Origin of the sequence: Ensifer sp. Root31 (genome assembly GCF_001424825.1) — a bacterium.
Lineage (GTDB): Bacteria > Pseudomonadota > Alphaproteobacteria > Rhizobiales > Rhizobiaceae > Ensifer > Ensifer canadensis.
The window spans coordinates 193,688-206,748 of record NZ_LMCO01000067.1 but is presented as its reverse complement, the minus strand read 5'-3'; the positions used below and the strand labels follow the sequence as shown (position 1 = coordinate 206,748).

The window sequence follows — 13,061 nt, the reverse complement described above, 5'->3', positions numbered from 1 at the left end:
GAACCGCAGGGATCCGGACGATGGGCGATAGTCGCGCCATCGAACAACCCCGGATACGAAGTGAAGACCATGAAAACGCTCGCAACCCTCATCAACGTGATCGCCTTTTCGGCGCTCTTCGTTGCCTATGCGAGCGTCGGTTCGGCCGAAAGACCGACTGGTGTCCGCCGGGCGCTGCAGACCTACTCCGGTCAGGTTTACACCGGCACCTACCCCACGCTGAAGCCCGTCTGGAAGATCAGCGTCGACGCCAGCGACACGATCTGAGATCTACAACGTCGCGCGTCTTATTAGACGCGCGACGCTGCAGCACTTTGAATGGCTGCATGTTTTTATCCTTAAATCGAATAGGATTTAAGGAAACATGCAGTAGCCTCGAGCTATCCGCGTCGCAATCGCGTCGGCAGCTTCATCTGCGCCGAGATTGGTGACGTCGAGCTCGATGAGCTGGTCGCATTTTCCTTTCAACAGAGCGTGCCGGCCTCTGAGATCGATCAGCACCTGCGGATCGGTCAGTTTGTGGACCTTGGAGCGGCCGGCGCGCGTCAGCCGCTTCAGGTTTTCCTCTATCGAACAGTCGAGAACGACCGCGACGAAACGGGCGCTGCGCTCGCTAGCCAGCGCCACATAGTCTTCGAACGCCCGGCTGTCGAATGCGTCATCCGACAGCGCATCGGTGAAGAGGAAGGATTGACCGGCATCGGCCTGGCGCACATGGTCGAGCACCGCCGTTCTGATCGTCGCCCGCAGCGACCAATAGAGCGGCGTGCCCCTGGTAAACAGTGCCTCGGCCGGATTGATCAGCGTATGGTTGTCGGCAAGCCTCGCGCCGAGATGATCGGCGAGATGGCGTGCGATGGTCAGCTTTCCGGTGCCCGGCCAGCCATTGATATGAACGATGAGGCTGGCTGGCTCGGCGATCAAGCGGCGTCCCGGTTGAGGTTCGCGCCGCCGGCATCGGTCAGCAGGAACGCCTCGCCACAGGCCTTTGCCAATGTGCGGACGCGCAGAATGTAGCTTTGCCGCTCGGTGACCGAAATCACCCCGCGCGCATCGAGCAGGTTGAAGACGTGGCTCGCCTTGATGCACTGGTCGTAGGCGGGGAAGACACACTTGTGCAGGTGGTTGTTTGTGCCGTTGCCCGGCGCGCCGGCCGCCAGCAGAGCCTGGCACTCTACCTCGGCATCGATGAAGTGCTGATGCAGCATGGCGGTGTTGGCGTATTCGAAGTTGTACCGCGAATATTCCTGCTCCGCCTGCAGGAACACGTCGCCATAGCTGATCTTCTCGTCGCCTTCGCGGCCGTTGAAGTTCAGATCATAGACGTTGTCGACGCCCTGGACATACATCGCCAGACGCTCGAGACCGTAGGTCAGTTCACCAGCAACCGGAGAGCATTCGATGCCGCAGACCTGCTGGAAATAGGTGAACTGCGACACTTCCATGCCGTCGCACCAGCATTCCCAGCCAAGGCCCCAGGCGCCCAGCGTCGGGCTTTCCCAGTCGTCCTCGACGAAGCGGATATCGTGCAGCAACGGGTCGAGGCCGATCGCCTCCAGCGAGCCAAGATAAAGCTCCTGCAGGTTGGACGGGTTCGGCTTCAGGATCACCTGATATTGATAATAGTGCTGAAGACGGTTCGGGTTCTCGCCATAGCGGCCGTCGGTCGGGCGACGGGACGGCTGGACATAGGCTGCGCGCCACGGACGGGGACCGAGCGCACGCAGCGTCGTTGCCGGATGAAACGTACCGGCACCGACTTCCATGTCGTAGGGCTGCAGCACCGCGCAACCCTTGTCGGCCCAATAGTTGTGCAGCGTCAGGATCAGAGCCTGGAACGAGCGCTTGGGGTTCATGTGGTCGGGCAGCGAGGCGGTGGTCATGGGGAACGTCCGAATTCTTCACGAAATGAGAGCCGGACAGGTGCCACGCCGGGCGACAGGGGTCAAGCGCTGAGGCGGCTCTCCGTGCACGCAAAGGTGCACGAAAAATCTCAGTCGTCTTCGCGCTTGAGCCGGTATTCGCCGGTCTCGGGATCCTTGACGAGGGTTCCGCTCGCGCCGGTCTGCTGCTCGCGGCGCGTCTGGTCGCGCTGACGCGTCAGCTTCTGGGCATCCGCAATGAACTTGCGGTAGCCGATCCATAGAACGAAGCCTGCGATCAGGAGCAGGATAAGCTGCGGCATCTTTCCTCCCTACTGCATATTTTTATCCTTAAATCGAAGTCGATTTAAGGATAAAAATATGCAGCCATTCAAAGTGCTACAGCGACATTTGCGCGTCTAATAAGACGCGCGGCGCTGTAGGCTCGTCGCACCGGTCGCGGCTCAAAGCCCGAAACGCGCCCACAATGCCCTTTCCTCTACTGCTTCGGCAAGACCCGCCATCGCAGAAGCCGCGATCGGTGCAGCGATATCGCCGGCAATCGATGCGCCGGTCTGGCGCCGCCCGAAAAGGCTGCGCGCCGGCTGGATCAGTTCGAGCCGCGCCTTCTCGCCATAGCGCTTCTTCACCTCGCCGCGCAGATCGCCGAGGCCGTCGATCAGACCCAGTTCCAATCCGCGCCGCCCAGTCCAGAAAAGCCCGGAAAAAACGTCGGGATGGTCGGCCAGCAGCTGTCCGCGGCGGGCCTTCACCATCTGGATGAAGGTGTCGTGGATATCGAGCTGCAGGCTCTTCAGGAACTCGATGTCGCGTTCTTTCTCTGGCTGGAACGGGTCGAGCATGACCTTGTTCTCGCCGGCGGTATAGACGCGCCGCTCGACACCGATCTTCTTCAACAGTTCCGGAAAGCCGAAGCCGCCGGAGACGACACCGATGGAACCGACGATCGACGTCGGATCGGCGATGATCTCGTCGCCGGCAAGCGCGATCATGTAACCGCCGGAAGCGGCCACGTCCTCGACGAAGACGAGCACGCGCTTCTTCTTTTCCTGGGCGAGATCGCGGATGCGCTGGTAGATCAGTCGCGACTGCACCGGCGAACCGCCGGGAGAGTTGATCGAAATCGCAACGGCCGGAGCCTCCTTCACCGCGAAGGCCTTCTCCAGCAGCGGCGCGACTGAGGCCAGATTGAGTGCCGGACGAAACTGGCCACCACCGGCCATGATTGCGCCGTGAAGCCGCACGACGGGGATGGCAATGCCATCCCGCCGAAAACGCCTCGGCATCAGCCTTTTGAAGAACCCGGCCATTTCAACTCCTGCAATACGAACACTTGTTCCTGCATGTATGCACTGGTCGTCCAAACGCAATGCCGGATACGGTAAATCAACGGCGCCGATAGGCAGCGCGTCCGTTGTTGAGATCGTCGACATCGCCGGCAAAGCGATGGGCGCCCTCCTCGTGCACCATCAGCGGCGCTCGCAGCACCAGCCGCTTGCGGCTCTGCTTGATCGCGGTCACGAGGATGCGCACGGCATTCTCGCCGGTGCGCGGATGCAGCGGCGTAATCTCGATACCGCCGAAGCGGCGGCCACAGGCGGCAATGATATCCGCGATCGATTCCGGCCGGGCGATCAGCGACAATTGTCCGCCCGGCTTCATGATCGCACCCGCCGTCTTGATCCAGATCTCGAACAGGCCGTCGCTCATCGCATGCGCCTCTGCCTTGAGGCTGTCCGGCGTGCGGCGGTCGGAAGCATCGTTGAAAGGGGGGTTCATGATCACGTGATCGAAGGCATCGTCGGGCAAGCCGGCGGCACGGCGCGCCCTGCCGGTAAGCGCAACGTCCGCCTCGATCACCGACACCCGCTCGGCGAAACGCCCGTTTTCGGGAAGCGCGAGGCTTCGGCGTGCAAACGCCGCCATGGTCGGCGAACGCTCCACCAGCACGACCTCGGCCAGATCGAGCCGCGAGGCGACCGCCATGCCGGCCGCACCCGCTCCGGCGCCAAGGTCGGCCACACGGCAGGCGCGGTCAGAAGCAACCAGCGAAGCGAGCAACATCGCATCCATGCCGGAGCGATGTCCCTGCCCCAGCGGCTGCACGACATGGAACCTGCCGCGGTGGAATGCATCGACCGTCTCAGACTCGACAAGCGTCATAGGTCCTTCGCTCATGGCCGATCGTCACACATAGGCGCCGACGAACCGCTGATCATGCCCGCAACTCCGCTTCCAACCCCGCTTCGACGAGGATGCGGCGCGCGGCATCGGCATCGTCGTCCGGCACGAGGAAACGGCGCGGCAGCAGGCCCAGCGATCCCTCCAGAATGCTCATGCCCTGATCGGCGATCAGGCTGTTGATACCGGCGTCCTTCATCAAGCTCTCGGCAAAAGAGAGCAGAACGACGTCGTTGGTGCGGATCAATTCCTTCATCCAGCGGTTTTTCCTGTCCTATTTCAGCAAGCGGGACAATTCGCCTCTTGCCGCACGTGCCCCCCCTTCCTATTGTCGAAAGCGACAATGAAAACAGGAGTCCCGGTGTTGGGCGTAGTGATACCGCTGGAAGACAGCAAAAACAAACTGGCGTCCGTGAAACCGCTCGTTGACTTGACGTCTCCCGACATGGAACGCGTCAACCAGCTCATCCTGTCGAGGGCCGGGTCCGACGTCCAGATGATTCCTGAGGTCGCCAACCACCTGATTTCCTCCGGTGGAAAGCGCCTGCGACCGATGCTGACGCTCGCCTCCGCCGCGATGTTCGGTTACGAGGGCGACGCTCACGTCAAGCTCGCCACCAGCGTCGAGTTCATGCATACGGCAACGCTGCTGCATGACGATGTCGTGGACGAAAGCGACCTGCGCCGCGGCAAATCCACCGCTCGGACGATCTGGGGCAACCAGGCAAGCGTGCTCGTCGGCGACTTCCTGCTCGGCCAGGCCTTCCGCATGATGGTCGATGTCGGCTCGCTCGATGCGCTCGACGTGCTGTCGACCGCTGCGTCGGTGATCGCCGAGGGCGAGGTGCTGCAGCTTTCCGTCGCCAAGAACATGGAGACGACCGAGGACGACTATCTCCAGGTCATCCGCGCCAAGACCGCAGCGCTGTTCGCCGCGGCCGCAGAAGTCGGGCCGATCGTCGCCCAGACCAGCAAATCCGACCGCAATGCGCTCAAATCCTACGGCATGAATCTCGGCCTCGCCTTCCAGCTCGTCGACGACGTGCTCGACTATGGCGGTTCTGCCAGCGATCTCGGCAAGAATGTCGGCGACGATTTCCGCGAAGGCAAGATCACCCTTCCGGTGATCCTGTCCTATCGTCGCGGCACACCGGAGGACCGCGCCTTCTGGCGTCAGGCGATCGAAGGCGGCGACAGCAGCGATGCCAACCTTGAAAAGGCGCTCGGCCTGATCAAGCGATATGGGGGCTTAAGCGATACCATCGCCCGTGCCCAGCACTATGGCACGATCGCGCGCGATGCCTTGGCACCGCTCCCGGTTTCGCCGTGGAAATCGGCGCTGGTCGAGGTCATCGACTTCTGCATCGACCGGGTCAGCTGACGCGCGCGCCCGGCCGAACCTGGACATCCAAGAGGAATTTCTTGCCGCGTTGCGCCAAAAAAGCCATTCTGTTCCTCAAGAGTTGTGCCAGGCAACACGTGGCTGATTCCAAAACAACCCTCAGTCGTGCGCAAGGCCGAGAGATCGGCAATGAAAGGTTTGACATGCGGCAAAAGACGATCCTCCGCCTTCTCAGCGGCGCTGCACTGATGGCTCTTGCCTCGGTCAGCGGCAGCTACCAGGCTTTCGCCGAGGAAAAGGCCGCCGTCGAAGAGACCGAGCCTTTCGACATCACGTCCGTCAACACCTTTGCAGGTGCGTTCCTGGCTGCCCGCACGGCCGACACGGACCGTGACTTTGCCGCAGCCAACGAGCTTTACCGCATCGCCCTGCAGTTCGAGCCGAACAACAACGAAGTCAAGCAGCGGCTGATGATCACCCTGCTGATGGCCGGCAAGTTCGACGATGGCGCCAAGATCGCCGAGCAGTTGAAATCCGATCCCGCTGTCGAGCGCATCACCACCGTCATCCGTGCGATCGAGGCGATCCGCAAGCGCGAATACCGCAACGCGCAGAAGCTCTTGAACTATGATGGCCCGAACGACCTCGACCGGCTGATGAACGGCCTGCTTTCGGCCTGGGCCAAATTCGGCCAGGGCAAGCCCAAAGAGGCGCTGGCGCAGGTCAACGGTCTCGAAGGACCGGACTGGTTCCGCGTATTCAAGAATTATCATGCCGGCGCGATCGCCATCGCTTCCGGTGACAAGGCCACCGCTCGCGCCAAGCTCAACGACGCGATCCTCGATCGCGAAGGCGGCAGTGCTGCGCCTGACACGTTCATGCGGGCGGTCGAGGCATTGGCGCGCTTCGAGGCGCGCGAAGGCAACAAACAGAAGGCGCTCGACACGGTCGCCGTCGGCGAGAACATGGTCAACAACTACACCCCGCTCGAGGCACTTCGGAAAAACATCGAGACCGGCCTACCCCAGGAGCAGCAGGTTAAGAACGCATCGCAGGGTGCGGCAGCCGTGCTGTTTTCCATCGGCGGCGCGCTCAACCGTGAAGGCGCCGAAGACATCGTCTCGCTCTATCTGCAGACGGCGCGTCGTCTCGACCCTGACAGCGCCGACATTCTCGTGATGCTTGCCGGCATCGCCGAGAACCTGAAAAAGCCGAAGGAAGCGATCGAGCTTTACCAGAGCGTGCCCGAGGCTTCGCCGATGCGCCGCCTGTCCGAGCTGCAGCTTGGCCTCAGCCTTGCCAGCATCGGCAAGGTGGATGAAGCCAAGAAGCACTTGAAGGCGCTGATCGACGTCGACCCGAAGAATATCCGCAACTATCTCGCCTATGGCAGCGTGCTTTCCGATGCCAAGGACTACAAGGAGATGGGCGAGCTTTACGACCGCGCCGTCGACGCGATCGGCCCTGTGCCGAAGCGCAGCGACTGGACCGTGTTCTTCCAGCGCGGCATCGCCTATGAGCGCCAGAAACTCTGGGACAAGGCCGAGCCGAGCTTCCGCAAGGCCCTGGAACTCAACCCGGATCAGCCGCAGGTGCTGAATTATCTCGGCTATTCCTGGGTCGACATGAACATCAATCTGGAACAAGGGCTCGACATGATCCGCAAGGCGGTCGAGTTGAAGCCGGACGACGGCTACATCGTCGATTCGCTCGGCTGGGCCTATTTCCGCATGAACCGCTTCGACGATGCGGTGGTCGAGCTTGAAAAGGCAGCCGAGCTGATGGCCGGCGACCCGACCATCAACGACCATCTCGGCGATGCCTATTGGCGCGTCGGCCGCAAGCTGGAAGCCGTGTTCCAATGGACCCAGACGCTTGAGCTGAAGCCCGAAGAGGAAGAGATCCCGAAGATCAAGGCCAAGATCGAAAACGGCCTGCCGGCGCTTAAGGAAGTGGTTCCGGCCTCTGCCGACGCCAAGGAAACAGCGCCGAAGAAGGTCACCCCGGAGGCGCCTGCGCCGGACAAGAAGTCCTGATCACAGCATGCTTCAAGGCGAGATTGCGGGCTTCGCGCTGACACGGGCGGCGCCCGCCAAGATCAACCTGGCACTGCATGTCGTCGGCCAACGGGCCGACGGCCACCATCTTCTCGAAAGTCTCGTCACCTTTGCCGATCGCGGCGACCGGATCGGCCTGACTCCGTCGGAGCAGGACCGTTTCACTCTGTCCGGGCCATTCGCCGCCGAATTGTCGACGACGGGTGACGACCAGGATGGCAATCTCGTGCTCAAGGCGCGGGACCTGCTGCGCCAGGCTCTGGCATCGCAGGGCGTCGACACCGGCCCGGTCCACATTCATCTCGAAAAGAACCTGCCCATCGCCTCGGGCATCGGCGGCGGGTCCGCCGATGCGGCCGCAACGCTTCGCGGCCTTCTCGACCTCTGGAAGACCGGCATCGAACCGGCGTTGCTCGCCGCCTTGGCGCTGAAACTCGGCGCCGACGTGCCAATGTGCCTAGACGGCAGGTCGCTTATTGCCAGTGGCATCGGCGAAGAGATCACCCCTGCCATTGAGCTTCCCTCCTTCCCGATCGTGCTGGTCAATCCTCTGGTCGCGGTCTCGACGCCGGTGATCTTCCGGACGCTGGAAAAGAAGAACAACCCACCGCTTGTGATCCCGGATGGCCTCGGCTCCCCTGCGGCCTGGCTTTCGGCCATGGCGGCGATGCGCAACGACCTGGAGCCGCCGGCGCGCCGGCTGCAGCCGGTAATCGCCGACGTCTCCGGCGCGCTGGCAACAACCGGAGCCGCGCTGGTGCGGATGTCCGGTTCAGGCGCCACCTGCTTCGGCCTGTTCGACAGCGACGAAAGCGCGCAGCGCGCCGCCTACACTCTTTCTGCCGCCCATCCTGAATGGTACGTTCTCGCCGGCAGAACCGTGGGCAGAGGGAAATAGAATGGCCGGGATCAATGACAATCGCCCTTTCGTCCCCGTCGGCATCGCCATACTGACAGTGTCCGACACGCGCACGCTGGCCGACGACAAATCCGGCGACACGCTTGAGGCGCGGGTGCGCGACGCCGGTCATCGTCTGGAGGCACGCGCAATCGTGCCGGACGATCGGCAAAGGATCCGCGATCAGGTGGAGGCCTGGACGCTCGACGAGACAATCGACGTGGTGATCACCACCGGCGGAACAGGCTTCACCGGCCGCGACGTCACGCCGGAGGCGCTCGAACCGCTGTTCGAGAAACGCATGGATGGCTTCTCCGAAGTTTTTCACCGGATTTCCTACGAGAAGATCGGCACCTCGACGATTCAGTCGCGCGCGACAGGCGGTGTCGCCAACGCCACCTTCATCTTCGTCCTGCCGGGGTCCCCCGGGGCCTGCAAGGATGCCTGGGACGGCATTCTCAAGCAACAACTCGACTACCGGCACATGCCGTGCAACTTCGTCGAGATCATGCCGCGGCTCGACGAGCATCTGAAACGGGGCTGACGCCTCAATCGGCGACCCAATTGTGCCGCGAGACAAGCCTGTTCCCTGGGGAACTGCGAAACCCGCAACCGCCTGCTACAGCTTCCAACGTCAGCTCGTATTGAGGGATCGCAACGAGATCCGAGCAAATCCTTCGACCGGAGCAAAGACGGCCCATCGCCGATGTCCCCCCAAGCGATGGGAACAAAAACATACGACGCGCGGCTCGCCCGGTCGCTCGGACAAGACTTTGCTAGCAAGGAAATTTGGTAGCCGCTTGGAGGTGCCGTCCGCAGGACAGGCACCTTTTTTGTTGGAGCGAATTTACTCTAGGCGCTCTGCCTGCTGTCAACGGCGACCCAGGCGGGGACAAGCTCCGTCGCAAGCTTTCGAACGGCGCGGATATTCGTCATTTCGCCCAGCGGCATCTTCCCGCGCGCGATCGCCAAGGCGTCGCGCTTGTGCACGAGGAAGCCCGCCTCCAGCGGCTTTACGCGCCGCGCGAGACGATGCAGCAACGGCTTGCGGTGCATTCGCGATGGCGAGAAACGGGCCGGCCCCTTGTGAAGCGACACATACTCGACGAGCTCATCCACCCAGCGCCCTATCGGCCGAGCACCGGGCTCAAGCAGCATCAGCCACTCGCCGCGCGCGGAGCGCACGATTTCGCCCAGATCCCAATCGACGCAGAAACGGCAGCCGGCGGCATCTGCCACGCGCACCGACCCGTCCTTCGAGCCATGATCGAGGATGATGACATCGCTGACCAAACCTTCGACGGCGCCTGCCACGAGCACGGACAGCGTCTGTGCCAGTTCCGCCTCGTTGTCACGTGTTTCCATGATGATCGTCAGCATAGCTGTTCCTACCGCATTGCAGCGTAAAATGCTACATCCGCGTGGCATGACCGCGCCCGCGATTTGTCCGATCGCCAAGTCATGCCGGTCGCTCTCGTTTCAGCACGCGCGATTTTTGTTCTTGAATTGTTCTTGTTTTCGCGATAGGAAAATAATCAGAACAAAACGGGATCAAACGGGTGATCCCTCGGAGATTCCGATGAAAGAGCTGTCTCAGATCAGGCAGGGTGCGCTTGCACCCGCCAACACGGCAGAGGTTGCCGAAGCATTGATGAGCGGGACCGGTCTCAGGATCGAGAATGACCGTCGCCGCGGGCGGGGTGCCGGACTGAACATGTCGGGCCGCTTTGAGCCGCAGGCGCGCGAGGTCTTCGACGACGGTTGGGAGAGCCTTGAGGACCTGCCTCCCTTCAAGACCGAGGTGCAGGTGGAAAAGCCGCGCTCGGTGATCAGCCGCAACGATTCTCCCGACATTTCCTTCGATCGCTCGATCAACCCTTATCGCGGCTGCGAGCATGGATGCATTTATTGTTTTGCCCGTCCGACACATGCCTATATGGGGCTTTCGGCCGGCCTCGATTTCGAGGCGAAGCTCTTTGCCAAGCCCGACGCCCCACGCCTGCTGGAGCGCGAGCTCGCCCGCACGGACTACAAGGTGAGGCCGATTGCGATCGGCACCAACACCGATCCCTACCAGCCGATTGAGAAGGAATGGCGGATCATGCGCCAGATCCTCGAAGTGCTGCAGGCCGCCAACCATCCTGTCATGATCGTGACGAAGTCGGCGATGGTGACGCGCGACATCGATCTGCTTGCACCGATGGCAGAAAAGGGACTTGCACGGGTCGGCATTTCGGTGACGACGCTCGACCGAAAGCTGGCGCGTACGATGGAGCCACGTGCTTCGACCCCTTCCAAACGACTGGAAGCGATGCGCGCCCTCACCGAAGCCGGCATTCCGACCGGCGTGCTGGTGTCGCCGATCATCCCGGCCCTCAACGATCATGAGATCGAACGGGTTTTGGAAGCCTCCCGATCGGCAGGAGCGCTGGAAGCGACCTATGTGCTGCTGCGCCTGCCGCTGGAGGTCAGCCCGCTCTTTCGCGACTGGCTGCTGCGGAACTATCCGGACCGCTATCGGCACGTCATGTCGCTTATCCGCTCGATGCGTGGCGGCAAGGATTATGACGCCGAGTTCGGCAAGCGCATGAAGGGCGCCGGTCCCTATGCCTGGCAGATCGGCCGCCGGTTTGAACTTGCGGCCAAACGCCTCGGTCTCAACCTCAATCGTCGACAGTTGCGCGACGACATTTTCGTGCCGCCACTCGGAACCGGCGTCCAGCTATCGCTGCTCTAGAGCATTTCCAGGAAAAGTGCGAAGCGGTTTTCCGTCAGGAAATGCGTAAAAACAAGGAGATAGAGCGTTCCGCGATTCCGTCTAAATCGGAACGCCCTAGCGGCAATCGGTATTGCGTATGTCGCTGGAGAAGTGGAGTTTTCGACCGCTCAGGTCAGGAATGCGAGGTGTGGCCTGAAGGCAAAATAACCTCAATGGTTGGCCGGAATGGGCAGGCATCGGTCTTGAGACGCCCGGTTCCCTGGATCGGCTGCGATTTGGGAAGCAGGTCACGGCGCAAGTTCATGCGAGCAGCGTCCCTCGCGCGTCATATCTGGCGCGCGGCGACAGAATTGAATTCCGGCGTCTCCTCCGTGCCTCATCAGGATGACGCTGGCATACCCCCCGGCTGCCGCCGCACTCAGATCGGGGGACTTGAAGAGAATCGGTCGATCATGCGAGTTTCGCCGCATGTCACATCGCAGATCGACCGATTCTCCCCTTTTCCCGGATATTATCCTTGCGCCCGATTTCAGCTTTGAACTGGCTGCCAGAAGGGACGGCGCCTGGCCGGTCGCTGGCGCCGACGAGGCCGGCCGAGGGCCGCTTGCCGGACCCGTCGTTGCCGCCGCGGTCATCCTCGACCCGGATGCCATCCCCGAAGGCCTGAACGACAGCAAAAAATTGAGCGCCGCTGAGCGCGAACGGCTGTTCGATGAGATCCTGGCAACCGCCACCGTTTCCATCGCCTCTTCCTCGGCCACCACGATCGATACCATCGATATCCGCAAGGCAAGCCTCGAGGCGATGCGACGGGCCGTCGACGGCCTGTCCCTGACCGCGCGTTTCGTGCTGGTCGATGGCCGCGATGTTCCGCCCGGTCTTGGCTGTCACGCCAAGGCGGTGGTCAAGGGCGACGCCCGCTCGCTCTCGATCGCCGCGGCATCGATCGTCGCCAAGGTGACGCGCGACCGGATGATGGAACGGGCCGATGTCGCTCACCCCGGCTACGGCTTTGCGGCTCATGCCGGCTACGCGACAGTGGTGCATCGCAAGGCAATCGATGCCAAGGGCCCCTGCCCGCTGCATCGCATGAGCTTCCGTCCGCTGCGCAAGGATTGACGTTCGGCATCGTTGAAACCTCGCCGTCTGGATCGACACAAACCGATGCCGATGGCGGCCCCCCCGGAAGGTGCGCTTGACGGCGCAGCGCGTCATAGACGGAGACAGACGAGCGGTGACGCGGCAGGCTTTGCTGTAGCCATGTCTCCGCCCCCTGCCGAGCCGCTCCGGTCACCGCATCTGCGGTAATCCGCCGCCCGCCCCTGACCATCGGCCGGCGTTCCGCGGGGTTTCCCCCCTTATCGAGCCCAAACAGGTTCCGGACGTCACGGAAGACATCCCGAACTGGCGCTCGCACGCATCACCCAAGGCTATCCCAAAAACAAAAAGCCCCGCACGTGGCGGGGCCTTTAAATCGTATCTTGCAGCCGAGGCTTAGTTCAGGCGCGACTTGACTTCGCCAAGTGCCTTCTTGAACAGCTCGCTCTGGGCGCCGGCGTCAGCCTTGGCAGCAACAATCTTTTCGGCAGCGCTGATGGCCAGATCGACGGCAGCCGAACGAACGGCGTTGATCGCGTCGCTTTCGGCCTGCTTGATCTTCTGTTCCGACAGCGCGGTCCGGCGGGTGACGAATTCTTCCGTCTTCTGCTTGGCTTCGGCGGTCAGCATTTCTGCTTCGCGCTGGGCAGCGGCAACGATACCGGCAGCTTCCGCTTCGGCATCCTTGCGCTTGCGCTGGTATTCGGCAACGAGGGCCTGGGCTTCTTCGCGCAGGCGCTTGGCTTCCGCCAGTTCGTTGCCGATCTTGTCGGCGCGTCCGTCGAGCGCCTTGCCGATCATGCCCGGAACCTTGAGGTAGGCAATCAGGACGAAGAACAGGATCAAGCCGACGAGGGCATAGAAGGTCGCATCAAGATGCATG

Annotated in this window: 15 protein-coding genes; 7 read left to right on the top strand and 8 right to left on the bottom strand. The window is 62.1% G+C overall.

Annotation, left to right across the window (positions count from 1 at the left end; genetic code table 11):
* Positions 1 to 69 precede the first annotated feature (69 nt).
* The gene (locus ASD00_RS37900) at positions 70 to 267 is read left to right on the top strand and encodes a hypothetical protein (protein WP_025426116.1); all 198 of its coding nucleotides are present in this window, start codon (positions 70 to 72) and stop codon (positions 265 to 267) included.
* Between the two features lie 87 nt (positions 268 to 354).
* Here the strand turns inward: ASD00_RS37900 and ASD00_RS37895 are convergent, their stop codons facing one another.
* The 6 genes from ASD00_RS37895 to ASD00_RS37870 all read right to left on the bottom strand — a co-directional run bounded on the left by ASD00_RS37895 (position 355) and on the right by ASD00_RS37870 (position 4,320).
* On the bottom strand, positions 355 to 924 hold the full coding sequence (locus ASD00_RS37895) for an AAA family ATPase (protein ID WP_025426115.1): 570 nt from the start codon (positions 922 to 924) through the stop codon (positions 355 to 357).
* Positions 921 to 1,883, bottom strand: coding sequence for a glycine--tRNA ligase subunit alpha (locus ASD00_RS37890; protein WP_025426114.1), 963 nt, complete (start codon positions 1,881 to 1,883; stop codon positions 921 to 923). Before ASD00_RS37890 ends, ASD00_RS37895 begins: the two co-directional genes overlap by 4 nt.
* 110 nt (positions 1,884 to 1,993) lie before the next feature.
* On the bottom strand, positions 1,994 to 2,185 hold the full coding sequence (locus tag ASD00_RS37885; RefSeq protein WP_025426113.1) for a membrane protein: 192 nt from the start codon (positions 2,183 to 2,185) through the stop codon (positions 1,994 to 1,996).
* Positions 2,186 to 2,326: 141 nt separating this feature from the next.
* A complete protein-coding gene (locus tag ASD00_RS37880; RefSeq protein WP_025426112.1) occupies positions 2,327 to 3,193 on the bottom strand; it encodes a S49 family peptidase in 867 nt (288 codons plus the stop codon).
* Positions 3,194 to 3,269: 76 nt separating this feature from the next.
* Entirely contained in the window at positions 3,270 to 4,046 is a 777-nt protein-coding gene (locus ASD00_RS37875) for a methyltransferase (protein WP_025426111.1), read from the bottom strand.
* A gap of 52 nt (positions 4,047 to 4,098) precedes the next feature.
* The gene (locus ASD00_RS37870; protein ID WP_025426110.1) at positions 4,099 to 4,320 is read right to left on the bottom strand and encodes a DUF2007 domain-containing protein; all 222 of its coding nucleotides are present in this window, start codon (positions 4,318 to 4,320) and stop codon (positions 4,099 to 4,101) included.
* 108 nt (positions 4,321 to 4,428) lie between these two features.
* Between ASD00_RS37870 and ASD00_RS37865 the strand changes: the two genes are divergently transcribed.
* From ASD00_RS37865 to moaB, 4 genes are all read left to right on the top strand, one after another.
* On the top strand, positions 4,429 to 5,445 hold the full coding sequence (locus ASD00_RS37865) for a polyprenyl synthetase family protein (RefSeq protein WP_025426109.1): 1,017 nt from the start codon (positions 4,429 to 4,431) through the stop codon (positions 5,443 to 5,445).
* Between the two features lie 164 nt (positions 5,446 to 5,609).
* Positions 5,610 to 7,442 (top strand): tetratricopeptide repeat protein, encoded by a 1,833-nt coding sequence (locus tag ASD00_RS37860; RefSeq protein ID WP_057211580.1) that lies wholly within the window; start codon positions 5,610 to 5,612, stop codon positions 7,440 to 7,442.
* A gap of 7 nt (positions 7,443 to 7,449) precedes the next feature.
* Positions 7,450 to 8,361 carry a 4-(cytidine 5'-diphospho)-2-C-methyl-D-erythritol kinase gene (locus ASD00_RS37855; RefSeq protein WP_025426107.1) on the top strand — a complete coding sequence of 304 codons (912 nt, stop codon included), beginning with the start codon at positions 7,450 to 7,452 and terminating at the stop codon, positions 8,359 to 8,361.
* Position 8,362: 1 nt separating this feature from the next.
* On the top strand, positions 8,363 to 8,905 hold the full coding sequence (gene moaB, locus ASD00_RS37850) for a molybdenum cofactor biosynthesis protein B (protein ID WP_025426106.1): 543 nt from the start codon (positions 8,363 to 8,365) through the stop codon (positions 8,903 to 8,905).
* Between the two features lie 308 nt (positions 8,906 to 9,213).
* Here moaB and ASD00_RS37845 read toward each other — a convergent pair whose 3' ends face one another.
* Positions 9,214 to 9,741, bottom strand: coding sequence for a glycosyl transferase (locus ASD00_RS37845; RefSeq protein WP_025426105.1), 528 nt, complete (start codon positions 9,739 to 9,741; stop codon positions 9,214 to 9,216).
* 199 nt (positions 9,742 to 9,940) lie between these two features.
* Here ASD00_RS37845 and ASD00_RS37840 point away from each other — a divergent pair, with 199 nt between their 5' ends.
* Positions 9,941 to 11,098: a PA0069 family radical SAM protein gene (locus tag ASD00_RS37840; RefSeq protein ID WP_025426104.1), complete on the top strand. Its 1,158-nt coding sequence runs from the start codon at positions 9,941 to 9,943 to the stop codon at positions 11,096 to 11,098.
* 450 nt (positions 11,099 to 11,548) lie between these two features.
* Positions 11,549 to 12,199 (top strand): ribonuclease HII, encoded by a 651-nt coding sequence (locus ASD00_RS37835; protein ID WP_025426103.1) that lies wholly within the window; start codon positions 11,549 to 11,551, stop codon positions 12,197 to 12,199.
* Between the two features lie 375 nt (positions 12,200 to 12,574).
* Here ASD00_RS37835 and ASD00_RS37830 read toward each other — a convergent pair whose 3' ends face one another.
* Positions 12,575 to 13,060, bottom strand: a complete 486-nt coding sequence (locus ASD00_RS37830; protein ID WP_025426102.1) for a F0F1 ATP synthase subunit B — start codon at positions 13,058 to 13,060, stop codon at positions 12,575 to 12,577.
* Position 13,061 lies beyond the last annotated feature (1 nt).

What these genes read in the sequence shown, in the direction of transcription:
- ASD00_RS37900 (WP_025426116.1), top strand. Translation starts at nt 70, where the DNA reads ATGAAAACGCTCGCAACCCTCATCAACGTGATCGCCTTTTCGGCGCTC.
- ASD00_RS37890 (WP_025426114.1), bottom strand. Translation starts at nt 1,883, where the DNA reads ATGACCACCGCCTCGCTGCCCGACCACATGAACCCCAAGCGCTCGTTC.
- ASD00_RS37885 (WP_025426113.1), bottom strand. Translation starts at nt 2,185, where the DNA reads ATGCCGCAGCTTATCCTGCTCCTGATCGCAGGCTTCGTTCTATGGATC.
- ASD00_RS37880 (WP_025426112.1), bottom strand. Translation starts at nt 3,193, where the DNA reads ATGGCCGGGTTCTTCAAAAGGCTGATGCCGAGGCGTTTTCGGCGGGAT.
- ASD00_RS37875 (WP_025426111.1), bottom strand. Translation starts at nt 4,046, where the DNA reads ATGACGCTTGTCGAGTCTGAGACGGTCGATGCATTCCACCGCGGCAGG.
- ASD00_RS37870 (WP_025426110.1), bottom strand. Translation starts at nt 4,320, where the DNA reads ATGAAGGAATTGATCCGCACCAACGACGTCGTTCTGCTCTCTTTTGCC.
- ASD00_RS37860 (WP_057211580.1), top strand. Translation starts at nt 5,610, where the DNA reads ATGCGGCAAAAGACGATCCTCCGCCTTCTCAGCGGCGCTGCACTGATG.
- ASD00_RS37855 (WP_025426107.1), top strand. Translation starts at nt 7,450, where the DNA reads ATGCTTCAAGGCGAGATTGCGGGCTTCGCGCTGACACGGGCGGCGCCC.
- moaB (WP_025426106.1), top strand. Translation starts at nt 8,363, where the DNA reads ATGGCCGGGATCAATGACAATCGCCCTTTCGTCCCCGTCGGCATCGCC.
- ASD00_RS37845 (WP_025426105.1), bottom strand. Translation starts at nt 9,741, where the DNA reads ATGCTGACGATCATCATGGAAACACGTGACAACGAGGCGGAACTGGCA.
- ASD00_RS37840 (WP_025426104.1), top strand. Translation starts at nt 9,941, where the DNA reads ATGAAAGAGCTGTCTCAGATCAGGCAGGGTGCGCTTGCACCCGCCAAC.
- ASD00_RS37835 (WP_025426103.1), top strand. Translation starts at nt 11,549, where the DNA reads ATGTCACATCGCAGATCGACCGATTCTCCCCTTTTCCCGGATATTATC.
- ASD00_RS37830 (WP_025426102.1), bottom strand. Translation starts at nt 13,060, where the DNA reads ATGCATCTTGATGCGACCTTCTATGCCCTCGTCGGCTTGATCCTGTTC.